General features: G+C 59.6%; 22 protein-coding genes. 13 read left to right on the forward strand and 9 right to left on the reverse strand.

Features of this window, described 5'->3' with window-relative positions; all coding sequences use genetic code 11:
- Positions 1–39: 39 nt before the first annotated feature.
- Both ctaD and coxB read right to left on the reverse strand, forming a co-directional pair.
- Entirely contained in the window at positions 40–1,665 is a 1,626-nt protein-coding gene (gene ctaD / locus ACLB1Z_RS19030; RefSeq protein ID WP_013949784.1) for a cytochrome c oxidase subunit I, read from the reverse strand.
- A gap of 84 nt (positions 1,666–1,749) precedes the next feature.
- Positions 1,750–2,733: a cytochrome c oxidase subunit II gene (gene coxB / locus ACLB1Z_RS19035; protein WP_409561240.1), complete on the reverse strand. Its 984-nt coding sequence runs from the start codon at positions 2,731–2,733 to the stop codon at positions 1,750–1,752.
- 446 nt (positions 2,734–3,179) lie between these two features.
- Between coxB and ACLB1Z_RS19040 the strand changes: the two genes are divergently transcribed.
- Entirely contained in the window at positions 3,180–3,731 is a 552-nt protein-coding gene (locus ACLB1Z_RS19040) for an invasion associated locus B family protein (RefSeq protein ID WP_013949786.1), read from the forward strand.
- A gap of 37 nt (positions 3,732–3,768) precedes the next feature.
- Here the strand turns inward: ACLB1Z_RS19040 and ACLB1Z_RS19045 are convergent, their stop codons facing one another.
- A complete protein-coding gene (locus ACLB1Z_RS19045) occupies positions 3,769–3,996 on the reverse strand; it encodes a hypothetical protein (RefSeq protein WP_409561241.1) in 228 nt (75 codons plus the stop codon).
- 564 nt (positions 3,997–4,560) lie between these two features.
- Between ACLB1Z_RS19045 and bcsS the strand changes: the two genes are divergently transcribed.
- The 6 genes from bcsS to ACLB1Z_RS19075 all read left to right on the forward strand — a co-directional run bounded on the left by bcsS (position 4,561) and on the right by ACLB1Z_RS19075 (position 12,464).
- Positions 4,561–5,415 carry a cellulose biosynthesis protein BcsS gene (bcsS, locus tag ACLB1Z_RS19050; protein ID WP_409561242.1) on the forward strand — a complete coding sequence of 285 codons (855 nt, stop codon included), beginning with the start codon at positions 4,561–4,563 and terminating at the stop codon, positions 5,413–5,415.
- Between the two features lie 86 nt (positions 5,416–5,501).
- Positions 5,502–5,807 (forward strand): hypothetical protein, encoded by a 306-nt coding sequence (locus ACLB1Z_RS19055; protein ID WP_409561243.1) that lies wholly within the window; start codon positions 5,502–5,504, stop codon positions 5,805–5,807.
- 489 nt (positions 5,808–6,296) lie between these two features.
- Positions 6,297–6,947: a TetR/AcrR family transcriptional regulator gene (locus tag ACLB1Z_RS19060; RefSeq protein WP_409561244.1), complete on the forward strand. Its 651-nt coding sequence runs from the start codon at positions 6,297–6,299 to the stop codon at positions 6,945–6,947.
- A complete protein-coding gene (locus ACLB1Z_RS19065) occupies positions 6,944–8,158 on the forward strand; it encodes an efflux RND transporter periplasmic adaptor subunit (RefSeq protein ID WP_409561245.1) in 1,215 nt (404 codons plus the stop codon). The genes ACLB1Z_RS19060 and ACLB1Z_RS19065 overlap by 4 nt, the downstream gene beginning before the upstream one ends.
- A complete protein-coding gene (locus ACLB1Z_RS19070) occupies positions 8,158–11,280 on the forward strand; it encodes an efflux RND transporter permease subunit (protein ID WP_409561246.1) in 3,123 nt (1,040 codons plus the stop codon). Before ACLB1Z_RS19065 ends, ACLB1Z_RS19070 begins: the two co-directional genes overlap by 1 nt.
- Before the next feature lie 89 nt (positions 11,281–11,369).
- Complete coding sequence (locus tag ACLB1Z_RS19075; protein WP_409561247.1) at positions 11,370–12,464, forward strand: tellurite resistance TerB family protein; 1,095 nt, start codon at positions 11,370–11,372, stop codon at positions 12,462–12,464.
- 86 nt (positions 12,465–12,550) lie between these two features.
- Here the strand turns inward: ACLB1Z_RS19075 and ACLB1Z_RS19080 are convergent, their stop codons facing one another.
- From ACLB1Z_RS19080 to ACLB1Z_RS19090, 3 genes are read right to left on the reverse strand one after another with little or no spacing between them, the layout of a single operon-like run.
- Entirely contained in the window at positions 12,551–13,657 is a 1,107-nt protein-coding gene (locus tag ACLB1Z_RS19080; protein ID WP_409561248.1) for an HlyD family secretion protein, read from the reverse strand.
- Complete coding sequence (locus tag ACLB1Z_RS19085; RefSeq protein ID WP_409561249.1) at positions 13,650–14,402, reverse strand: ABC transporter ATP-binding protein; 753 nt, start codon at positions 14,400–14,402, stop codon at positions 13,650–13,652. Before ACLB1Z_RS19085 ends, ACLB1Z_RS19080 begins: the two co-directional genes overlap by 8 nt.
- Complete coding sequence (locus ACLB1Z_RS19090) at positions 14,399–15,529, reverse strand: ABC transporter permease (RefSeq protein ID WP_409561250.1); 1,131 nt, start codon at positions 15,527–15,529, stop codon at positions 14,399–14,401. Before ACLB1Z_RS19090 ends, ACLB1Z_RS19085 begins: the two co-directional genes overlap by 4 nt.
- A 283-nt stretch (positions 15,530–15,812) precedes the next feature.
- Between ACLB1Z_RS19090 and ACLB1Z_RS19095 the strand changes: the two genes are divergently transcribed.
- Positions 15,813–16,532 carry a DUF2147 domain-containing protein gene (locus ACLB1Z_RS19095; protein ID WP_409561251.1) on the forward strand — a complete coding sequence of 240 codons (720 nt, stop codon included), beginning with the start codon at positions 15,813–15,815 and terminating at the stop codon, positions 16,530–16,532.
- A 143-nt stretch (positions 16,533–16,675) separates the two neighbouring features.
- On the opposite strand, the gene ACLB1Z_RS19100 is transcribed toward ACLB1Z_RS19095, so the two are convergent.
- Entirely contained in the window at positions 16,676–17,569 is an 894-nt protein-coding gene (locus ACLB1Z_RS19100) for an alpha/beta hydrolase (RefSeq protein WP_013949799.1), read from the reverse strand.
- Between the two features lie 491 nt (positions 17,570–18,060).
- Between ACLB1Z_RS19100 and ACLB1Z_RS19105 the strand changes: the two genes are divergently transcribed.
- The 3 genes from ACLB1Z_RS19105 (at position 18,061) to ACLB1Z_RS19115 (ending at position 20,552) form a co-directional block, all read left to right on the forward strand.
- Positions 18,061–19,878, forward strand: a complete 1,818-nt coding sequence (locus ACLB1Z_RS19105) for a hypothetical protein (RefSeq protein ID WP_409561252.1) — start codon at positions 18,061–18,063, stop codon at positions 19,876–19,878.
- Positions 19,879–19,983: 105 nt separating this feature from the next.
- Positions 19,984–20,199, forward strand: coding sequence for a hypothetical protein (locus tag ACLB1Z_RS19110; protein ID WP_013949801.1), 216 nt, complete (start codon positions 19,984–19,986; stop codon positions 20,197–20,199).
- A gap of 143 nt (positions 20,200–20,342) precedes the next feature.
- A complete protein-coding gene (locus ACLB1Z_RS19115) occupies positions 20,343–20,552 on the forward strand; it encodes a hypothetical protein (protein ID WP_409561253.1) in 210 nt (69 codons plus the stop codon).
- Here the strand turns inward: ACLB1Z_RS19115 and pabB are convergent.
- Positions 20,529–22,424: an aminodeoxychorismate synthase component I gene (pabB, locus tag ACLB1Z_RS19120; protein WP_409561254.1), complete on the reverse strand. Its 1,896-nt coding sequence runs from the start codon at positions 22,422–22,424 to the stop codon at positions 20,529–20,531. The genes ACLB1Z_RS19115 and pabB overlap by 24 nt on opposite strands.
- Before the next feature lie 121 nt (positions 22,425–22,545).
- Positions 22,546–22,761, reverse strand: a complete 216-nt coding sequence (locus tag ACLB1Z_RS19125; RefSeq protein ID WP_013949804.1) for a 2TM domain-containing protein — start codon at positions 22,759–22,761, stop codon at positions 22,546–22,548.
- A 209-nt stretch (positions 22,762–22,970) separates the two neighbouring features.
- On the opposite strand from ACLB1Z_RS19125, the gene ACLB1Z_RS19130 reads away from it, so the two are divergent.
- Positions 22,971–23,168 (forward strand): hypothetical protein, encoded by a 198-nt coding sequence (locus ACLB1Z_RS19130; RefSeq protein ID WP_409561255.1) that lies wholly within the window; start codon positions 22,971–22,973, stop codon positions 23,166–23,168.
- A 411-nt stretch (positions 23,169–23,579) separates the two neighbouring features.
- Complete coding sequence (locus tag ACLB1Z_RS19135) at positions 23,580–23,987, forward strand: NUDIX hydrolase (RefSeq protein ID WP_409561256.1); 408 nt, start codon at positions 23,580–23,582, stop codon at positions 23,985–23,987.
- Positions 23,988–23,989 lie beyond the last annotated feature (2 nt).

The following is a 23,989-nucleotide window of genomic DNA, read 5'->3' on the forward strand; positions in this document are numbered from 1 at the left end:
GCGGACCGGCTAGGCCAGCCCGCAGCGCGTCGTGTTTCCTTAATGATGGTCTGTCGCAGCGATGCGCGGCAGCGTCTCATACGAATGGAATGCCGGCGGAGACGACAGGGTCCATTCGAGCGTCGTTGCGCCGACGCCCCACGGATTGGCGGCCGCCTTTTCCTTCTTGATGAAGTAGGCATAGAACATGCCGAACAGGAAGACGAGCAGGCCAGCCGTCGTAATGTACGACCCGATCGACGAGACTCGGTTCCAATAGGTGAAGGCTTCCGGATAGTCGGCGTAGTGGCGCGGCATGCCGGCAAGGCCGAGGAAGTGCTGCGGGAAGAACAGGACGTTCGCACCGATGAACGTCAGCCAGAAGTGCAGCTTTCCAAGGAATTCGCTGTACATGTAGCCCGACATCTTCGGGAACCAGTAGTACCAGCCCGCAAAGATCGAGAACACGGCGCCGAGCGACAGCACGTAATGGAAGTGCGCGACAACGTAATAGGTGTTGTGCAGCGAACGGTCGATACCGGCGTTGGAGCACATCACGCCCGTCACGCCACCGATCGTGAAGAGGAAGATGAAGCCGAGCGCCCAGATCATCGGCGTGCGGAACTGGATCGAGCCACCCCACATCGTTGCGATCCAGGAGAAGATCTTGATGCCCGTTGGGACAGCGATGACCATCGTCGCGAACATGAAGTAGGCCTGCGTATCGACGCTCAGGCCCGCCGTATACATGTGGTGCGCCCACACGACGAAGCCGACAAGGCCGATAGCGACCATCGCGTAGGCCATACCGAGATAGCCGAAGATCGGCTTGCGCGAGAAGGTCGACACGATGTGACTGATCATGCCGAAGCCCGGCAGGATGAGAATGTAGACTTCAGGGTGACCGAAGAACCAGAACAAGTGCGCGTAGAGCAGCGGGTCGCCGCCGCCGGCCGGATCATAGAAGGTCGTACCGAAGTTACGATCCGTCAGCAGCATGGTGATCGCACCGGCGAGAACCGGCAGCGAGAGCAGCAGCAGGAAGGCGGTGACCAGCACCGACCAGGCAAAGAGCGGCATCTTGTGCAGCGTCATGCCCGGAGCGCGCATGTTGAAAATCGTCGTGATGAAGTTGATGGCACCGAGAATCGAGGACGCGCCAGCAAGGTGAAGCGAGAGAATGGCGAAGTCGACCGCCGGTCCCGGATGGCCGATCTTGCTCGACAGCGGCGCGACGACGATCCAGCCCGTGCCGACGCCGTTGGCATCGCCCGTACCCGGAACGAACAGCGAGATCAGCAACAGCGTGAACGCAATCGGGAGCAGCCAAAACGAGATGTTGTTCATGCGCGGGAACGCCATGTCCGGCGCGCCGATCATCAGCGGCACGAACCAGTTGCCGAAGCCGCCAATCATGGCGGGCATGACCATGAAGAACACCATGATGAGGCCGTGGGCCGTAACGAAGACGTTGTAGACGCCTTCGTTCGAGAAATACTGAAGGCCCGGCTCTTGAAGCTCCAGTCGCATCATTACCGAAAGGAACGCACCGATGCAGCCCGCGAAGATTGCGAACAACAGATAGAGAGTGCCGATGTCCTTATGGTTGGTCGATAAGAACCAGCGCCTGAAGAATGGCGGGGCGTGATCGTGATCACTGCCCGCTACGTGTGCCGTGCTTCCCATTTCGTTGAGCCCTTGTCCCGGTAGTTTGTGTGATCTTTTTATTGGGTTGAACGTTTGCTGCGCCGGGCAGCTGCCGCTTTGCCGTTACTGCGCCTGAGCCACGGATTGCTGGATGACAGGCTGGCTTGCGGTATCCGCGTCGAGGATCTGCTGAGCCTTCTTGCTGTCCTTGGCTTTCAGGGCCGCCATCCAGGCGTCATAGACCGGCTGTTCGACGACACGAACTTCGATCGGCATAGCCGAGTGCAGCTTACCGCACAGCACCGAGCACTGACCGAAGTATGTGCCGATTTTCGTTGCCTTGAACCAAACGGCCGCCGTGCGGCCCGGAACGGCCTGCTGCTTCACACCGAAGGACGGGATCGTCCAAGAGTGAATGACGTCATTGGAGGTGACGAGAACGACGACGTTCTTATTGACCGGAACGGCGATTTCTTGGTCGACCGAAAGACGGCGGATCTTCTTTTCCTCGCCCCAGAGCGGCAGCGAATCTTTGTAGAGCGCCTCGTGCAGGGCGGCACCGTCGAGCGAGCCGTACTTCTTATCGAAGGCGTCGTCGCCGATCTTATTGCGCAGCACTTCCTCGTCGCTGACCATGTTGGATGTCACGGTCACCTTGTCGTCCATATACTCATGTTCCCAGAACCAGGCGTTGCCGGTGGCCTTGATGGTCACGTCGGCCTTGGGGAACGTGTATTGGTTGAAGAGGAGGTGGAACGACGGAATCGAAATGAAGACCAGGATCAGAATCGGGACGATTGTCCAGGCGACTTCCAGAAGCGTGTGGTGTGTCGTGCGGGAGGGATTCGGGTTCTTCTTTTCGTTGAAGCGAAACATCACGTAGACCATCAGCGCAAGAACGAAGAGCACGACGACTGTGATGATGATGTTGACGACGTCGAAGAGGCTCGAAATCTCATCCATGATAGGGGATGCAGAAAGCTGCAGTCCAAGCTCGCCATCCGTTGGCTGGCCCAGACCGGCCAACGCCGGCGTCACAGCGCCGAGAGCAACCGCCAAACACGCGGCCACCATAACGGCAACCGCGCCAAACATCCTCTTCGACATTCCTTCGCTCCCAGTTTGTCGCGCCGGATCCCTCAGAACGCGACAGCCTCCCATTGACTTGACGCGGCAGGCCAGCGGCCAATCCCCGTTTGATTATTGCCCGGCTTCGCAACCGGGAACGCTCCGAACAAACTCGGACCGTATGCCTCATCGATTTGTTAAAGCGGGTTGATAAAGAGCACAATCCATTCGCGTGCCTCAAGTGAACTTTTCTGCGTCATTTATTCGCGAAAGTATGCGAGGGATCAGCGAATCAGTGACCTTGGGCGATCAGACGTCGCTATCCCGCCGCGACAGAATTCGGCCGAATTCCTGGTCGACGAAGCGCGTCTCCTGCCGTCGCTTTACACGCATTGGGCGTCGCCCGCGAAATCGAGGACAACCGCTTGTTGCCAGAAACCGAGGGTTCTATCGACCGAGGCCCATTTTGCGGGCGTCTGGGCAAAATGTTTGCCGCCAAAAACTGGACTTTCGTAGCGCATCTGTGCGGCGCGGCCATGCTGTTCGCATTCGCACAAGCCGCGACAATGCTGGCGACGTCGAAGGCGGCGTTCGCAGTCGATGCGCCTGAAGGAACCGTCAAGGCTCAGTACGGCGACTGGCAAGTTGTATGCAAAGACCCGCCGCCGGGCGCCAAGAACCCCGTCTGCGCCCTGGTCCAGAGCGTCACAGCCGAGGACAAGAACAATATCGGGCTCACGGTCTATTTTCAGAAGTTCTCGAACGGCACGCGGGTGCTTCGCGTGTTTGCGCCGCTCGGCGTGCTGCTCCCGCCAGGGCTTGGCCTCAAGATCGACAATAAGGATGTCGGCCATGCACCGTTCCTGCGCTGTCACAGCTTCGCCTGCTATGCGCAAGTTGTGGTCGAGGATCCGCTTATCGAGCAGCTCAAGACCGGCAAGACGGCAATCTTCATCATCTTCCAGACCGAGGAAGCGGGCATCGGCATCCCGATTTCCCTCAAGGGCTTTGGGGACGCGCTCAAGGAACTGAAGTAGAGCCGATGCCTGGGGCGACCTCCTGGAGCCGCCCTGCTTAGGCGACTTTACGCACGCTCTCGCCAGCTGGGTCGCGGTCCAACAGGATCAGCGTATCGCGCGTCTGCTTATGCGGCAGCTCAAGCACTTTCGGAGCAACCGATTCGGCAGCCGTTTCGACGACTGCCGCCACGCGCGGCGCAGACTCCAAACACTCCTGCATCACCGCTGCCCAGAGCTGCATGTTCGCGTGAAAAAAGTCGGCAGGCGTCGCTGGGCGTGTCATCTGATGCACCCAATGCACGACTGCACGGGATTGCCGGGACTGCGAGCTTGCGAATTCGAGATGGGTCCGGCCGATAGCCTTAAGTATCGGCTGCCAGGCGAAAGACATTACGTCCACAAGCTCAAACATATTCTGGAAAAATGGATAGTATAGAGAAGTCGTTTTTACGGATACTTGCGTATCACCTGTCATTGACGCGTCCTCCCAGACACTCAATTGCTCGGCTCCGTTGGGAGCTCACAATATTTTTTGGCGCTCGCAATGACGACTTGCGCCCATTTTTTAGTCAGTACCATGGTAGGACACCGACTGCATTTCACAGATCCGTGCACGTTGTAAAAGCTTTCTAACGTCTCCCCCTTTCTGCGGGCATTGGGGTAGGTCAAAAAGTAGAATTGAGCAGAGCGGGGCGGACAAACTTCCTTGCCTGCTCCGGTTGCATGCTAGACATTTCACAACCCCAAACGTTAAACAAATTCTTCTTTGTTCTTCTTGACGAAAGCTCACGCCGAGCGCCCTTATGTTCAAATTGCCTAATACGAGTTTATTCAAGTTGGCGTTCGAATGCGTGGGGCGTGGCGTCAGGGGGGCATCGGCGTTACCGGCGTGATTGCTGCGGCAATCGCGACGCTCATCATGATTTCTGCGTCCATGGCGGCTTCGGCAGGAGACCTTCAAGCCCAGCCCGACGTTCCCGCATACGGCTGGCGCGAAATGTATGGCGGCGTCGATGCCGCCCGCGACCAGTGGCTATTCTATTCGGGCATGACGATCGCGCCCTTCAGCCCAAACATCTACAGCGACGGCTGGCGGTTGCGCTTCGGAGGCGGGTACGGGCGCTATAGCTACGATTCCATGGGTCCGCATACGAACTGCGGCGTGGCATGGCTGAACGATATCTGCTCGGAAAAGGACCGAACCCGGCAACACTACGAGGTCTCGCATTCCTACGCCGAGGCGCTGCTGGGATATTATCTCCAGCTCGGCCGTTTGACGGCGAAAGCCTTTGGCGGCTTCTCGATGTCATCGGAAAATCATCTCAACGCTTTCGATCCGGCGCACGATAGCGACGGCACCGAGTTCGGCGTCAAAGGCGCGCTGGAGTTCTGGCTCAACCTTACCGACACATCGTGGACGTCGCTCGACGTCAGCTATTCGACGGCGCGAAACGAGACGGCGTCACGGTGGCGTGCAGGTTGGCGCGTGACGCCTGCGCTCTCAATCGGGCCGGAGCTTCGCTACGATAAAAATATCGAAACGGGCGATGGGGCGTGGAACGGCCGCGCGGGTCTTTTCGCACGTTACGAATGGACGGGCGGCGAGGTGTCCCTGGCGAGCGGCGGGGCGTGGTGGATCGACGGCTGGACGCCCGACGATCCTTCCGCTTACGGCACTCTCAACGTGCTTTTCCATTACTGACGAAGTTGGTGCGAAGACTTGCCAAGACGAGGGAAAGCGTCGTTGTATTCTGTTCCAAAAGCAGATGCCGCCACACGCATGAGACAATGAAGAACATTCTCGGGACCGTCTCGGTCATCATTCTTGCGACGATCCTGGTTCCTGAATTCCCGAACGGTGCACATGCCGACACGTGCGCCTCGGCTCCGGTCGTGGCGCGAGGCGAGGAATCGCGCTTCGAATGGTCGGCAAAGGCCAAGACGCGTGCCAACTGGCGCGCAAAGGTCCGGGCCATGACGACACTCGGTCCCGATTATGCCAACTGGGGGCGGGCGCAGGATACCGAAGAACGATGCATGACCGGTCCCAAAGGAACGGTGTGCATCTTCACCGGAATACCCTGCCGGCGCTAAGGCGCGGTCGCTGCGATCCTGGCCCTGCGGCTACGACGCGCGTCGGAATGATGCGTTTCGTCGCCAAGGTGGCCTTGGCGATCGCTGGAACAGTGCCCCATATGACTGGAACAGCGCCCCATATGAAATGCAATAGCCGCCCGACGGCCGCGCGCTGACTGCCGAAAGGCTTTTGCGCCACCGAACCCGGCATCGAGACAAACCGGGTCTGATTCGTTCGACGTACCGGCGGAAATCCGCCCGGCCGTACGGCACGGGCAGATGAGAGAGGAGCGGTGGGTTGCGGGACCTACTGCTCCTCTTTTTAAATATCTCATTCAATCCAACAACTTATGTGCCGCAAAGCCCCAGACCGGCGCTTTTGGAGTCATGCCTTTGCAACAAAAATTTACAAAGCGAACAATCATTCGCCTTGCGGCCACCGCAATCTGACGTCAAACAGAATAGTCATTCGTTTTTTATTTTTACCGAGGGGACGATCCGTCCGTTATGCCGAAGCTCAAGCCGGATACCCAACGTGCGCGGCGCGAGCACATTCTCGATGCCGCGCTTCGATGCTTCGCGCGCGGCGGCTTTCACGCGACGACGATGCAGACGATCTGCCGGGAAGCGCATGTCTCGCCCGGCGCGCTGTATGTCTATTTCGACAGCAAGGAAGCGCTGATCGCGGGCTTGTGCGAACGCGACCGGGCGGAATTTGCCGAACGCTTTGCGGCGCTGGCGACGGCACCGGATTTCCTCGGGGCGCTGCGCGAGATCGGCGAGCACTATTTTTTCGAAGAGGCGGTGGAGAAGCAGCGTTTCGTCGCCGAGATGGGCGTTGAGGCGACACGCAATCCACGCATCGCCGAAATTTTCATGAGCGTCGACAAATTCTGCAAGGACAATTTCGAAGCTCTGTTTCGCCGTCTGATCGACGAAGGCCGCATCGCACCCAGAACAGACATTCAGACGCTCGTGAAAGTGTTCAACGTCTTGGGCGACGGCATGTTTTGGCGCCGCGCGATCGACCCAACGGCCGATATGCGCACCGTGCTGCCGGTCATCATGGATATCATCGGCGATCTGCTCAATCCGAAAGACACGTCCGACGACGCGCGGCCTTCGACAAAGTTTTCTGCCCGTGAGGCCAGACAATGAACCTCAAGAAATTCCTTTTCAGTCTCGTTGCCGCTGGAGCACTGGTCGGCACTGGCTACATCTACCTCGAAAAGAAGCACACGGCGGAAATCCAGGCCGCCCGGCTTGAGGTCGCCAAAACCGTTGCCGCACCTGCGATTACCGTTTCGAAGGTGACGACGGAGAATTTCGTCGAGACAGCCGCCGTATCCGGGTCGCTCGTGCCGCGCGAAGAAATTTTGGTCTCGCCCGAGGTTGAGGGCCTGCGCGTTCTCGAACTTCTCGCCGATGAAGGCGACAAGGTGAAAAAGGGACAGGTGCTTGCCCGCCTCGTGGCCGAGCAGCTCGATGCGCAGTTGGCGCAGAATGATGCGAACTTGGCGCGTGCCACGGCTGCCATCGCGCAAGCGCAAAGCCAAATCGTACAGGCCGACGCGCAGTCGAAAGAGGCGCAGGCCCAGCTCGAACGCGCCGTGCCGCTGAAGCAATCGGGATATCTCTCCGGTTCGACCTACGATCAGCGTGAGAGCGCTGCGCGGACGACGGCGGCACAACTCATAGCGGCGCGCGACGGCCTGAAAGCCGCCGAGGCCGAGAAAGAGCAGGTCGAGGCGCAGCGGCGCGAGCTTCTCTGGCGGCGGAGCAATACCGACGTCACGTCGCCGGAAGACGGGATCATCAGCAGGCGAACGGCACGCATCGGCGCGATGGCATCGGCCAACGGCGAACCGATGTTTCGCATCATCGAGAACGGCCAAATCGAGCTCGATGGTGAAATCGTCGAGACCGAATTGAAGAACGTCAAGGTCGGACAGAAGGCCATCGTCACGGTACCGCAAATCGGCGACTTCGAAGGTCAGGTGCGTCTCGTTTCGCCGGAGGTCGATAAGACGACGCGGCTCGGACGCGTAAAGATTTTCCTCGGCGTCAATCCGGTCTTGCGGATCGGCACGTACGCGCGCGGTCGGATCGAAACGGCTTCAAGCCGAGGGCTCGCCGTTCCGGCATCGGCGGTGACGTTCGATCACGATCTTGCGTCGGTTCAGGTTGTGAAAGACGACAAAGTCAAAAAGCACATGGTCACGATCGGCCTCGTCGCCAACGATCTCATCGAGATCAAAGATGGCGTCAGCGAGGGCGATCTCATCGTGACGCGCGCCGGAACCTTTCTGCGCGACGGCGATGTCGTGCGCCCGATCCTTCCCGAAGCGCGACTAAGCGAGGCGAAGTGATGCGGATCAACATCTCGGCATGGTCGATCCGCCGTCCGGTTCCCGCGATCGTTCTGTTCGCGGTGCTGATGCTGCTCGGCACGCTCAGTTTCAAATCTCTGCCCGTCACGCGGTTTCCGAACATCGACATTCCGATCGTGTCGATCAAAGTCACGCAATCGGGGGCGGCGCCTGCGGAACTCGAAACGCAGGTGACGAAGATCATCGAAGATTCGGTCGCCAATCTCATCGGCGTGAAGCACATCACGTCGACGCTGACGGATGGTCTGTCGTCGACCGTGCTTGAATTCCGGCTCGGCACCGATACCGACCGCTCGTTGAACGACGTCAGAGACGCGGTTGCGAAAGTACGCGCGGACCTGCCGCGCACGATCGACGAGCCGATCGTGGAACGCATCGACGTCGAGGGCCAAGCGATCTTGTCGTTCGCTGCAACTTCGCCGGGCATGACGCTCGAACAGCTTTCCTGGTTCGTTGACGACGTCATCAAGCGCAAGCTGCAGGCGACGAAGGGCGTCGGCCGGGTCGAGCGCTATGGCGGCGTTGATCGGGAGATCCGCATCAACCTCGATCCCGACAAGTTGCTGTCCTACGGCATCACGGCCGCGCAGGTGAACGCTCAGGTCCGTGCAACGAACGTCGATCTCGGCTCAGGACGCGGCGAGATCGGCAGTCAGGAACAGGCGATCCGCACGCTTGCGGGCGCCCGACAGGTCGAGACGCTTGCCAATGCCAAGATCATCCTGGCGGGTGGGCGCGAAGTAAGACTCAAGGATCTCGGTCAAGTCATCGACGACGCGAGCGAGCAGCGGTCGTTCGCACGGCTCGACAGCAAGCCGGTCGTGTCGTTCTCGGTGTTCCGGACGAAAGGTTCGAGCGAGCTTTCCGTTTCCGACGCGGTTAACGAAAGCCTGAAGGAACTCGAAGCCGAATATCCCGATGTTCACCTGACGAAGATCGACGACGCGGTCGCATATACGCGCGGCAACTATGTTGCGGCAATGGAAACGCTGATGGAGGGTGCCGTGCTCGCGGTGCTCGTCGTCATGGTGTTCCTGCGTAATTGGCGCGCGACCTTGATCTCGGCCATCGCACTCCCGCTTGCGGCGATCCCGACGTTCTGGGCGATGAGTGCGCTTGGCTTTTCGCTGAACCTCGTCAGCCTGCTCGGCATCACGCTCGCGACCGGCATTCTCGTCGACGACGCCATCGTCGAGATCGAGAACATCGTGCGCCACATGCATATGGGAAAATCGCCCTATCGCGCCGCGCTCGAAGCTGCCGACGAGATCGGCCTCGCGGTGATCGCAATCACGCTGACGATCGTCGCGATTTTTGCGCCGGTATCGTTCATGGGCGGCATAGCCGGACAGTATTTCCGGCAATTCGGTTTGACGGTTGCCGTCGCCGTGCTCGTCTCTTTGCTCGTTGCGCGTCTCATAACGCCGATGATGGCGGCTTACTTCTTGCGTCCCGTTCCGGAAGAACATCACGCCGACGGGCCGCTCATGCGCTTTTATACGCGCTTCTTATCGATGACACTGCGCCACCGCTATCTGACACTCGTGACCGGCGTGGCGCTGTTCTCTGCGTCGATCTACGCAACGACGCTGCTGCCGACCGGCTTCCTGCCTGACGAAGACACGTCGCGCGTCGTCGTCGCCGTTGAATTACCACCGGGCACGCAGCTCGATGAAACACTGACCAAGACGGATGAGGTCGTCAAATCGCTGGAAAGCATTCCGGAGGTAGCGCAGGTTTTCGTGCTTGGCGGCACGAGCCCCACGGGCCAGCTCGAAGTCCGGCGTGCCGCGCTCTATGTGAAGCTCGTCCCGAAGGAAGACCGCAAGCTTACGCAGAAGCAGCTTAAATCGATTATTGCGGCAAAGATCTCGGACATTCCCGATACGCGCGCATGGTATGTCAACGAGCGCGGCGAGCGCGAACTGTCCTTCTCGATGCTGTCACGTGATGGCGATGACCTGAACGCCGCGATTGGTAAGGTCGAAGGTGCGTTACGCGGCGTTCCGGGCTTCCGCAACGTTGCAGCATCAGGTTCGACCGACCGGCCGGAGATCCGTGTCGTGCCAAGGCTCGACGTTGCTGCGCGGCTCGGCGTGGCGCCGGATCAGATTGCCGAAGCGATCCGCGTCGCGACGATTGGAGATACCGGTTTCAATCTCGCCAAGTTCACAATCGGCGATCGGCAAATTCCAATCCGCGTGCAGCTCGCAGAAAAGACGCGCACCGATCTCAAACAGATCGAGCAGCTTCGGCTGACGAATTCCGGAGGCAAAGCTATTCCGTTAACGGCGGTAGCTTCCGTTTCGCTTGGTCGCGGACCAGCATCGATCGAACGCTACGACCGTTTACGGCGTGCGGTCGTCGGTGTCGATCTCGATCGCGGCATGGCGATGAGCACCGCGCGCGACAAATTCCTGAAGGTCATCGAAGATCAGAATTTGCCGAAATCCGTCACGCTGCAGCCGTCAGGCGACGCCGAGGTACAGGACGAAGTCGCCGATGGTTTCATCACGGCGATGGGCACCGGCATTCTGATCGTCTTCGGATTGCTGGTGCTGCTGTTCGGGAGCGTATTTCAGCCGGTCACAATTCTTCTGTCGCTGCCGTTATCGTTCGGCGGCGTCGCACTTGCGCTGTTGCTGACAAACAATCCGATCAGCATGCCGGTCTACATCGGGCTTTTGATGCTGATGGGAATCGTGACGAAGAACGCGATTATGCTCGTCGATTTCGCCATCGAAGAAATCGGGGCTGGCGTCAACCGCGATCAAGCTGTGCTCGATGCGGGACGCAAGCGCGCGCGCCCAATCATCATGACGACGCTCGCTATGGCGGCGGGAATGCTGCCCAGCGCTTATGCGCTTGGTGACGGCGGCGAATTCCGCGCGCCAATGGCGATTGCGGTGATCGGCGGCCTCCTCGTCTCGACGCTGCTGTCTCTGGTGTTCGTGCCGTCGTTCTTTACCGTGATGGACGACGTCGGGCATTTGATGCAGCGCATTTTCGGCCGCTTTATCGGACCGCGCGACGAGCCAGGCGACGAAGTCGAAACGGCAGGCCATGTTGCAGCCAAACCGGTGCCACTCGCGGCAGAATAAATTCGCCAAGATTGTGCAGAGGTCCGATTGTGCTGCAGGCTCTGCATACCTACGTTGCAGGCCATGGCTGCAACAGAAGGACCCCCGCTATGTTCGACGCCAAATCCATTCTGGAAAATATTGTTAGAGGTGCATCGCCTTCCGGAGCCGGCTCATCGCCGCAATCGGGTGGCGGTCTCGGAGACATACTGAACGACATATTGAAAAACGCTGGCGGCGGTGCGGGTGGAGCGCCCGCTGGCGGAAACGGCAGCGGTGGTGGGCTCGGAGATATCCTGAGTCAGATCGGGAAAAGCCTGTCGCAAGGACCGTCGACATCGTCTGGCGCTGGCGTTACGGCCGCGCCTTCCGGCTCCAATCCCGAACTCGGCGATATTCTTACTCAGCTCAAGGACAAGCTTGGGCAGGCCGGAGGCGCCGTAACCGACGGCGGCAGTATCGGCGATATTCTTGGCAAGGTTTTCACGCAGGCGACGCAGGGCGTGAAAGAAGGCTCATCACGCCTTGGCGAGGCGACAGGCGCAAATGATGCGCTCGGCCGCCTTGCGTCTGATCCGCAGGCAGCTGAAATCATCAGCAAGCTGAAAGGCTTCATCCAGAACAATCCCTACACGGCAGGCGCCGCTGCAGGTGGTTTGGGCGGACTGTTGCTCGGCACGCAGACGGGACGATCGCTTGCGGGCAGCGCGGCGCGGCTTGGCGCTTTGGCGATGATCGGCGGCCTCGCCTACAAAGCTTTGCAGAACTATCAGGCCGGACGGCCGCTCGTAACGGGCGCGACATCGACGGAGCCGCCTCCGGCTGGATCAGGCTTCGAGCCTGCCGCCGTCAGCAACGATGCCGCCGTGCATTACATCCAGGCGATGATCGCCGCGGCACATGCCGACGGACGGATCGATGTCAACGAGCACGACAAAATCATCGGCAGTTTGAAACAGGCGGGCCTCGACGGCGAGGCGGAGGCGTTCTTCGCAAGAGAACTCAATAACCCGGCGTCCGTCCAGGACCTCGCGGATGCGGTCAAAAATCCGCAGGAAGCGCTTCAGCTTTACACCGCAGCGCGCATTGCAGTGGCCGATAACTCGCCTGCCGAACAAGCATTCTTGTCGTCGCTTGCGGCCGCGCTGCGGCTCGATCCGAAACTTGCGGCGCATATCGATGCGACTGCAGCGGCCGCCGCCTGAGCGATCTTCGGCACGTTTCAGCTCAAAAGAAAGGGCGCCGGCATAAACGCCGACGCCCTTTTTGTTTTCATCCCAAGATAACGCGATCAGTTCGTCTTGGTCGTCGAAGGCATGCTGGTCGCGGCTTCGTTGTCGAGCTTGAAGAATGCATCGACGCGCATGCCCGTGAACAGCGGCGGGTGACCATCGAGCGCGATCATCACTTCGACGACCTCAACGTCATTCGGACGACGCGGGCCTCGGGTTGCAATGCGCGGCGCACCGAGCGACTGCGAGATTGACGTGACGGTGCCTTCGAACGTCTTGTCGGGGAAGGCGTCGGCCTTCACGACGACACGCTGGCCGACGTGAACCTTGGCGGCGTCGCGCTCTTCGACTTCGGCGCGCAGGCGCAGGCTCGACATGTCGCCGAAGACAACGAGAGCGCTGTCCGGCGACGGGACGGCCGTCTCGCCGACGCGGGCGAGGACGTTCAAAATCGTGCCGTCGGCAGGCGCGCGAATGCGGGTCCGCTCAAGTGCCAGCTCTGCCGACGTCAGATCGGAGCGCGCCAGCGCAAGGGAGGATTCCAATCGCTGCTCGAGCGGCATGTTGGGCTCTTTCTCGACCTGAGCGAGCTTATCCTTGGCGGCTGCCAAGGCTTTCTTCTTCTCGGCCAGGTCCTGACGCGCCTTGTCGACGGCGTCTTCCGGACCGTCGGCGGATTTCCAAGCGCGGTAAACCTTATCGAAGGTTTCGTGCGCGTCGAATACAGCCTGCTGAGCTTTAAAGACGGCGTCGTCGGCGTTGCGGCGATCAAGCGCCGGACCTGTTGCCGGCTCGTCGGCGCGCTCACGCTCGCGGACGCTCGCCTCGGCGGCAGCGGCGTAAATCTTGTTGTAGTAGTCCGCGTCATCGAGACGGATCAGAAGATCGCCTGTCTTAACGATGTCGTTGGTCTTGGCGAGGATTTCGACGATCTTGCCGCCGACTTCGCTGGCGATGCGGACCTCGCCGTCTTTCGGCTCGACACGCGCGGTGGCGGAAGCGGCCCATTGCGGTGCCGGGGCGGTCGTGTCGGCGTGGGCCGAGCCCGCAATATTCGAAAACAGGGATTCGGTTTGTGTCAGGGCGTTGACGCCAAAGCCTCCGACAAGCGCAATGGTGGCGGCAACCACAATGGTCGCGACCGCCGGATCAATCTTCTTAAGCATGCAGCTTTCGCCTCTTCGTCAAATCCGTAATTTCGGGGGAATCGATACCCTCCGGCCGGCGTTCCTCACCGACGATTTTACCGTCTTCGATGCGCACGACGCGATCGGCGTATCCGAGCGTTCGTGGATCGTGCGTCACGGCCAACACGCTACGATTTTGCTCCTTGGCAATGCGCGACAGGAGCGCCATCACGGCGTGGCCGTTTTCGCTATCGAGAGCGGCCGTCGGCTCGTCCGCTAGCACTACGGACGGGGAACTTGCAATGGCACGAGCGACAGCAACGCGCTGCTGTTCGCCACCAGAAAGATTGCGCGGGTAGTTCGTCAGCCGGTGTCCAAGGCCGACTTCGCGCAGAACCTCTTCTGAGCGGCTGGTGGCTTCGAAGCCTTTAATGCCGCGGACGTCGAGGGCAATACGCACATTTTCCAGCGCATTAAGCGTCGGAAAGAGGTTGTAGGACTGGAAGATGAAGCCGATGTGATCGCGGCGGACCTTGGCCAACTCTTCGGCCGAGAGACCGTCGATGACCGTGTCGGCAATGCGCAGGCTGCCCGATGTCGGCTTCAGAATGCAGCCGAGAATGGAGAGCAGCGTCGTCTTGCCGGAGCCCGATGGTCCCATCAGCAGCGTCAGCTCGCCGGGAACCAGGTCGAGCGAGACACCCTTGACGGCGACCACCAAACCGGCGCCCGAGCCCAGTTCCTTGACGATATTTTCTGCGCGCAGGACAGGTGTTATGGTCATCTCGAAAACACCGTGGCCGGATCTATCTTCGTGACCTTGACGATGGCCGAAAGCGCCGAGATCGCGCACATGAAGAGTGTCAGTGCGAAGAGCCAGAATGCCAAACCAGGGGTCATGACCAATGGCAACGACGAGTTCCTACTGAGGTAAAGTATCAATAACGCTATCACCATACCCAGGACATACCCCATGACCGCGCTGAGCGCCGCCTGGGCCAGGATGACCTTGTAAATGTAGCCTCTTGAAGACCCTAACGCACGCAAGGTCGCGAATTCGTGAATGTGGTCTTTCGTGCTCGAATAAAGGGTCTGCGCCACGATCACCGTACCCACGAGACTGCCTAGAATGGCACCGCCGATCAGGGCCAGACCGGCGCCGGTCCGGAACAGCCACTGCTTGAGGCTACGCGATTCAAACTCGTCTTTCGTCAGCACGTCAGCTGAATCGAGACGGCGCGCGAGGTCCTTCTGCACCTCCTGGACGTTTGCACCCGGAACGAGCTTTACAAGCAGGAACGTCGATTTGTCGTCGTCAGCGCCCAGAAGCTGGCGCGCGCGGTTGAGCGTCGTGTAGGCGTAGGGCGACTGGGTAAACGACCGGATGCCTTCCGTCAGCGCGCGGATCTTAACGCGGCCGTTGGCGACCTGGGCCGTATCGCCGATGCCGGTGATGCCAAGCTCGCCAAGATAAGTCTGGTCGACAGCGATTGCGTCAGGCGCCTTGATGTCCTCGATCGTGCCTTTGGTCAGCGACCACGGGACAAGACCCTGGTCGTCGGCATCGGCACCGATCAGAACGACGCGCGAGGAGCCGCCCTCGGGCTTACGCCATTCGGCAAAGGCAACGACGATCGGAACGACGCTTTCGACGCCGGGGGTCGCGAGAGCCTGATGCCGCTCACGGTCTCCCAGCAGCAGGCCGCCGTCTTCGAAGCTTTTCGCGCCGTATGTGGTGATGATGAGATCCGCGTTCGAGCGCGCAATGTTTGCGGTGATCATGCGGCTCGAACCGAGATACAGGCCAAGTTGCACAGCCACGAGGACAATCGAAAATAGAATGCCAATCAGCGTCACGGCGAGGCGGACGCGGTCATGCAGAAGATTACGAAGCGCGAGCGTAAAAACCATGTGCCTGCGGGGTCTCTCAAACGTTTCCAAAGGGGCTGCCGGCCCAAACTCGGCGCTGGCCTGAAATCGAACAACGGCGCGCCCATGCACGCCTGGGTCGTATAGCGCTATTGGCTCGTCGCTACTACAGCGAAACGCTTATTCTGTCCGCGTCACGTTTTGCCAGAATTAGCCGCTAAGCATCTTATACGTAAGGCCCAAGACAAAATTACGGAAGCCTTAGCGAGGGTTTAACAAATAGGTTCCAATGTTTTGCCTCTTTCGCGGCATAGGAGTATGAAAGTTGAACTTTCATCTGCGGTTTATTGTCATGCGTTGCTTCAACATTGCGAATTGTTCAGGCGCTGCAATCGCTGCCGCGGGATTTTTACTCGGCTTTACGATGCAGGCGTCCACCGCTGCGGCTGATCCGAAGGAAGTCGGCGTCTGGTATGACGACACCGGCAAAGGCGCGGTCAAGATCGAGATCTGCACGCCGACGACGCTCTGCGGGAAAATCTATTGGCTCAAAGAGCCGATGGCTGATGACGGTCAGCCGAAGATAGATCGCTATAATCCCGAGCCCTCGAAGCGTACCCGACCAATCTGCGGCTTGCCCGTCTTGGGCGATCTGGAGAAAATTTCGGATGGCGGCTTCGACAACGGCTGGGTCTATGACCCCAAGCAGGGCAAATCCTTCAGTGTAGCGCTCGATTTGCTCGGCCCAGACACGTTGAAGGTGACGGGCTACAAGGGCATGCGCTTCCTGGGCAAGTCCTTCATCTGGACGCGTGCGCCTTCCGACCTGCCGTCATGCGATTCGCAAGCGGCACTTCCGCCGGTGCCGGTGCCTGTTCCTGCAATTCGCAAGAAGCAGGCTTCGAACGCGAAGAAGAGCAAGACGGCGTCTGGCGCCTCCAAGCTCGGAGCCGCCGACATCGCCAAATCATCGCATCATAAAAAGAAGAAAGTTGCGAAGGCGGCCGTTACCGCCGAGCCTCCGCCGGTCGCTTCGAATCCGTGATCGAAGCGGACGCTTGATTGCCGGAATGGTCAGTGGCCGGGGTTGCCGGGGGCGACTTCAACTCACCTCTCCCGGCCACAAGTCGTGGCCGGAACGGCTGATAGCATTGCGATTGTTGTGACAGGAAACGCCTGGAAGAGCGGCTACTCAGCCGCTCCCAGTTGCTTTGAATTCGTCGACGAGACGGCTTTCTGCACGGCGACCTTGTCGGCCTGACGCGCAAGCAGTCGATCAACAAATTCCGTCGACCGATCAACGACATACCCGCGCTGGCGATCGAGCGTCACGAGGTGATAGCTGTCGTCGAGAACCGAGACTTCGACCAAGCCACCGAGGCGTCGCTGAAGCGCCATCGTATTCTTGATGTCGCTCTGGTCGTCGTGACGAGGATGGAAAATCAGCGTGTGCAGCTTTACGAGCGGCAGCATCGGCCGAACGTTACGCACGAGTGAAAGGAATTCGTAGACCGTGCCGCCACCGCGCTCGGTGATGTCGGCCGGCATGTTGTCGGAGCCACGCAGCGACTCAAGCGCGAAGTTACGAACGCGCTCGTCCTTGATGCCGTACGGTGCCGGCGTGCGGAACTTGAAGAGTCGCGCCGTCCACTTGTCGGTGACGAGGTGGAACAACTTGATGGTTTTCGGAATCGCCCAGCCGTTGACGGAGAGCGTCGGGGCGAACAGCATCAGGCCGCAAGCTTGATCCTGCCGGTATGCGGCAAGCCGCAGAGCAAGGATCGAACCGGCCGATGCACCGCCGATAATGATGTTGTCGCAAACAGTCCGCATGTGATCGAAAGCGGCTGCGACCGACTTATACCAGTCCTGCCACGTCGAAAGCCCGGAGACGTCGGTTCCGAAGGTCAGACCTGGAACAACGGGACAGTAAACTGTCATTCCCTTGCGCGACATCGCATGGGCCACTGCTTTCATTTCCAGCGGCGAGCCGCCGAGAGAATGAATCAGCAGGATGCCCGAACGGCCGCCGGGGATGTACAGACTTCCACGAGGGGCCTGAAATTTTTCTTTGTTTTTCATTACCTACGTTGAACTCGTTATTTCCCTGTCGGTGGCTCTTACGACGCGGTGGCTTTGGATGCCAACGCAACTTTGTCGCGTCGCCGCAGATTTGAGCTTTCTTGCAGATACCCGTACTTCAGACGTGATTTGTGAAGCTATTACGAAGTAACTGAAAACGCCATAGCTTTTGACATCCGCTTACTTCCGTTTGGTTAAACAGGACTTCATGCCGCGGCCTGACTTCCCTAACACGTTGCTGCATTGCGGCATACTACGTGGTGAACGCCGCCGCTGTTACCAAGGGTACCGCGTTAATCGCTCCCCGATGAACAGAACATTACCGAACTGTGCGGATCTCACTCCAAATCCCGGTACCACAACGAATAAACCTGGATTTAAGTTCAGTCGTCACTGGTCACCCGCATTGGGTCAATTATACTTAAGAGTGCGTTACCGGCCCCGCCCTGCGGATGCCTACCGGTGGATGACAAGGCTGGGACTGAGCTGCAGTGATTTTTTCGTTACGCCCGCCCGTTTCGCTGCTCACCGCTGCAGCCCTAGCGCTCGGGCAGCTCTCGTCCCTGGCTGCCATTGCCGACCCGATCAGCCGCGCCGACTATGAGGCCTGCCAGGCCAAGGACGATGCCTCGCTGAGGGCCGCCGTGGTCAGGATCGTAACGGACGCAATCACGAACGGCACCAAGTCGATCGACTATAAAGTGGTCGTCGCCGACCAGTGGCGGCAGCGGAATCTCGACCAGATCATCGACAACCGCGTCGACATCGCCGTCGCCGAGGTGACGAGCGAAACGAGTTGGTCAGAACGGCTGCAGTCGCTGGCCTACAGCGAAAAGTCGCAGAAGCTCGCGACCATGGTGGCGGAACGCGTTTATCGCTCAGATGCCGTCAAGACCGGCATCGAGGACCTAGCTGCCGGTGTCGCCAAAGAGGTCGGCAAAACCATCGAGTTCGCAAGCTCGGACGCGACCGGCCCCCTGCTCGATTGCCTCAAGGCTTACGTCGGTCCGCGATACGGCGGAGCGGTCGCCAGCGCGCTGGCGGGCGATGCGAGCAAGGGCGTCATCGTCGATCCGAGTAAAGGCTCCGGCGACGTCTCGACGGGAGCGATGCTGAAAGAATCGGGCGCTGGACTGGCCGGCGCAACGATCCTGATCGTTCGCCGTCAGCTTGCAAACCTTGCCGAACGGATCGGCCAGCGTCTGGTTGGCAGCGTCCTGTCGCGGCTCGTGTCGGTGGTCGCGGGGGGCGTCGGGCTTGTCCTGATCGCGAAGGATCTTTGGGATTTCCGCAACGGCGTTCTGCCGATCATTGCTGAGGAGATGAAGGCGCCGGCGACGAAGGACAAGGTGCGCGACGAACTGGCGAACGCGCTTCAGTCGCAGATGAACGATAACGTCAACGAGATTGCGCAGGCAGCCGCCGATCAGGTCATTCAGGTTTGGCAGTCGTTTCGACGCGCGCACGCCCTTGTACTGCAGCTCGCCGACCAGAATGGTGCGTTCAAGACTTTTCTCGATGGCGTGAAGCCCGAGGCATTGCCGAGGCTCGATGAAGTGGTCTCGATCCTGGTCACGTCGGAAGGCGAACCGTCTATCTTGAAGCGGCTGCAGGACGGCACGCTCAATTCGGCCGTTCATCTGATGCCCGACAAAGGCATGGAGATCGCCCGCGATCTCAAATCCATTCAGGCCGGGCTCGATTGGACGGCGCTGGCGGGCGACAAACTCGGCAACGTCGCCGATTATGAGTTGCATAAGCGGATCAATCCCAAGAATCTTACCCGCGCATCGCTCGATAGAATCCTGGCGCTCAACGACCGGTCCGCAATCCTCAAGATCGCGAGCGTGCCGCCAGACGCCCGCGACATGCTGTTCACACTCAATTCGTCGGCACTGGACAGTCTGCTGCGCTCGTTGTCGGAGGATGAGCTGAAGGCGCTGGCGGGCTATCTTTCAGGGTTGAAACCTGCCCCTCGTGAAAAAGTCTTGCAGGTGGTCGCTGCCGAGCCCGCGAAAATGCAGATCCTGGCTGCGCGCGCCGTCCGCGAGCGGATCATTTCCAGCAGCGACCAACTGGCGGCGGTTAACATGATGCTGGCGCCCGATAAGGGCTTATCGAGCAAAGAGCTTTTCGACGACAGCCGGCTCGTCTGGGAAGGCCGTGTGGCCCCTCTTCTGCTCTGGGACAAACATCCGCGGGCCGTCGCCCTCGCCGGGTTCCTGGCGCTCATCGTCATGGTCTGGCTTGCCCGGCTGTTCCGGCCGAGGCGGCTTTCCCGGCCACAGGCCGACCGCCCTTCGGCTTGAACGGCCGAACCTTTCCACATCAATCGATGAAGTCTCATCTCTGGTGTGATCGGCGCCTGCTATAAGGATTCGCGATTTGGACCCGCGAACAAAAGGGGGGCGGACATGCGCGTTCGATTGAGAAGCGAGGAGGGAACTCACGATATGGGATTGAAGGCGCCAAGCATCATTACTTTTATGCTGTCCGTGATTTTGACCGTGGTTGTTCTGATGTCGAAATTTTTCGGTGCAGAGATCCCGATGCTGACCGGAAACGAGTCCTGGGCGATGCTCGTGGCTTACACCATCCTCATGCTTGGCTGCATGGTACGGGGCATGTAGAGGCGCTGAGCTATGCGTCTTGCGTCTAGTCCGAGCTGTATCAATTTATGCCGTTTGTGAGGCCTCCGTTTGCGCGTGCGCAAGGTGTCGCGCGGCATCCGGTGGACTGGAGAGACGACATCTCGGCGCGTATCGATCAGGACATGCCCAAGGAAATTTCTCAGGTCTTTGCACGTCGCGCGCGGCTTTCATCTAAAGCCATCGTTGCTGCGATTGCTTTGACGTTAGCGGCTCTGGCCGCCATGTCGATCGCCGCCCGGCAGGACATCAAGACCTCGGTCATCAACTTTAAGCCCGGCAGTCAAGTATCTGTCGAAACCGGATCAGTCTTAATTCCGGTTGTCGACCGATAACGGCGGCACAAGCGGTCCGGCACGTACCAGACCGCGCACCGAATTTCCTAGATAGATCGCCTTTGCGGCGTTGGCGTCTTCGATCGTAAGACGCGCCTCGACAGCCCGACCTTCATCCAACAGTGCCGCCCGCAGCGTGCCGGGCAACAGACCGGCTGCGAGGCGTGGCGTCAGGAGACGTCCGTCGCGCTCGATAAAGATCGAGGTGCGGCTACCTTCGGCCAACTCACCATTTTCGTTAAGATAGATCACTTCATCGGCACCAAGGGTGTCGTGATAGTGCTTCCATTCGCGGTCGTAGAGTTCGCGCCGCGTGGTCTTGTGATAAAGGAAAAGATCGGCGCTGTTGATCCGCGTATCGGAAATGACGTAGCGCATGACCGCGTCGGCCGCCGTCTCTGGTTGTGGCGTTGCGGTTGCGGAAACGGCGCCGTCTTCATCCAACAACAAGCGAACGCGCAGTCGCTGATCAGGCGCCGTTGCAATGGCGGCGTCGATCGCATCCCGCACCTTCTCGGCATCGTAAGAAAAGCCGAAATATGCGGCGGAGGCGGCAAGGCGCGCGAGATGATAGCCCTTCAGCCAGAGGCCGTCTCCCGGCACGTACAGCATCGTTTCGATCAGCTCGAAGCGGCGCACGGGATCGGTCAGGAATTTCATTTTGAGCAGGCACTCGGCGTATTCTTTCGGGCCATCGGAATCGGCGACGACGCCCGAACCGATGCCCATTTCGCCGAAGCCCTTACGGTCGATGATGGCCGTGCGGATCGCAACGTTGAACTGCGCCGACCCATCCGGCGAAAACCGGCCGATAGCACCGCAGTAGACGCCGCGCGGCTCAGTCTCCAGCTCCCGGATCAGTTCCATTGCACGGATCTTGGGCGCGCCCGTGATTGAGCCCGGGGGGAAGATCGCTTTCAGAATATCGACGATGCCGATGCCGTCTTTCAGACGGGCTTCGACGCCCGACGTCATCTGATGGAGCGTCTTGAAGGTTTCAACGGTGAAGAGATCGGTGACGCCGACAGACCCGAGATCGGCGATGCGGCCGAGGTCGTTGCGCATCAGATCGACGATCATTAGGTTTTCGGCGCGGTTCTTCACGTCTTTCGAAAGGGCGCTGCGCACTTCGGCTTCGCCTTCGGGCGTACCGGCCCGCGGAGCGGTCCCCTTCATCGGACGCGTCTCGATGATGCGGTCATGCTGCTTGATGAACAGCTCGGGCGAGGACGACAGGATCGTCACATCGCCGGTATCGACGATGCCTGCGTAGGCGACCCGCTGTTTCAAGCGGAGATCGCGATAGAGCGCGAGCGGCGAGCCCTGAAGGTTGAACTTCGCCTTGAACGTCAGATTGAGCTGATAGATGTCGCCGCTTCTGATGTTCTTTTGAACTTCATTGAAGCGCTTCAGATAAGAACTGCTATCCCAGCTATGTGCCAGCTCACCGAGCGTCGGATTGCCGATCGCTTCCTCGGTCAGCCACCGCTGGACCTCGCCGCCCGTCAGCTGACGCGGAGCCTCATACAGCCCAAACCACAGCAGCGGCACCTTGCGTTGTGTCGGCAAGAGGTGGGTCAGTTTCGGCTCAAGCAGATAGCCAAGCTCGTAGGAGAAAAAACCGGCAGCATGCAGTCCGCGACCGATGCCTGCCTGCAATGCCGCGAGCGCGGGCGCGACCTCGTCCGCGGCATCGGCTCTGATGATTTCGGTGGGGCGCTCGAAAAGCTCTGAGATCGCGTCGAGGCTGGTGCTGTTGTCGAGCAGCACAAAGCCCTCGGCCAATGCCGGTGACCGTATCGGCGCGTCTAAGGTCGTCTTGAGCGGCGCTGGACTAACGGTATCAGGAGACGTTCGAGAATTTGACTGCATGCGCCCGCTTCTAGCGCGGCGGCCAGGCGATTGCCACTGCGCGTTCGCACTCAGCAGGTCTGCGCGACTGCTGCACGCCGTCGCGCCGGAATGGCGTGGCCGGCGGCCTCAGCCGCCCCGCCTAACGGCTCATGCGTGGGATGGGGCGTCTTGGCCGGCCCAGCGCTTTCGAGGCGGCATATCCATGGGCCGCTAGACCGATGCCCCAGCCGAGCAACGGCCAGAAGAACCAGATGTGCGCGGGGTTCATGAGATTGACGGCAATCAGGATCGCGTTGACGATGACGTAGGCGATCAAGTGAAACTTGAAGCCTTGGTCCTGAAGAGGATTATGCATCGTGATCTCCATTCCATCTTGCGATTGCTCAGCATGATGGCATTCGGGGGGCAGCACACATATATAACGGCGAAGCTGGCAAATGCGTATAGTTTATCGTGACCCAGCATGGGCCCAGCGCAAAACTGAACTGTTCGGCTGGCACACGCGTTGATATCGGTCAGCCCGGATTGAAAAGAAAATCGGCGAACGTTCGCGGAGTCCCCCCTATGAATCGCGAGAAGCCCAAGGCGGAAGTCGACAAAGAACTGGACGAAGCTCTCAAAGAAACGTTTCCCGGCAGCGATGCGATTGCCGTCGACAGCCGCGACGACGAGCCGGTGCGGCCAGCTGATCGGAAGCCGCCGATCATCGACAAGGCATTGGTCGATAAGCTTGCCGAAGAGGCCAAAGCAAAAAAGGACTGATTTCGGTCCTGCCAGCATGTCCCAAAGTTTTGCTTTGTAAAGGCTGTTATGGCGTGCTCGGGGCCGCCGGGGCGGGTCCGGAGTTCGCCTCCTGCGAAGACTGCCTGGACGCACCATTTCCGCTTAGCAAGACGTACCACCCTGCCAGCGCGACGCCGATGACCAGCACGATTACAGCCAGCCATGAGGAATTTACGGTCGGCCGCCCCATTTCCAAATCGTCCGGGTCGCGGCGAGGATCGAAGTCGGAGATCATCGCATTTTCTCCCAGATCGTCGTTAGTGCGTTAACAGAGTTATCTAGAAATCGGTTCCGATCCGACGTTTGCTATACGACGTTCAGACAATTTGGTTGATGTGCGCAATGTCAAACCTGTATTCGGGCCCCTGAGACAGGGCGGGACATCTTTTCATGACGCTTCGGCAGGTTGGCGCACTACCCGTGCGAAAATTGCAGGGTGGAGGTTTCGAAGTGCTTCTCGTGTCGTCGCGGGAAACCCGGCGATGGGTCATTCCGAAGGGCTGGCCGGCAAAGCGCCTAAGCGATCCCAAAGCCGCTGCGCGGGAAGCGCAGCAGGAAGCCGGCGTAACGGGCAAGATCCGCAGCCGTCCGATCGGAACCTATCGCTATAGAAAGAAGATGCCGGAAGGCACCTTTCGCATCGTCGACGTCGATGTCTACCCGCTTTTGGTCAAGAAGCAGCGCAAGAGCTGGCTCGAGCGCGACGAGCGCGTCCGCGCGTGGTTTTCACAGAGCGATGCCGCGCAGAAAGTCCGCGAACCGAAGTTAAAAGAACTCATCGCGCAATACGGCACCTGAGT

Origin of the sequence: Hyphomicrobium sp. MC8b (assembly GCF_905067615.1) — a bacterium.
In the GTDB taxonomy this organism is placed as follows: domain Bacteria; phylum Pseudomonadota; class Alphaproteobacteria; order Rhizobiales; family Hyphomicrobiaceae; genus Hyphomicrobium_B.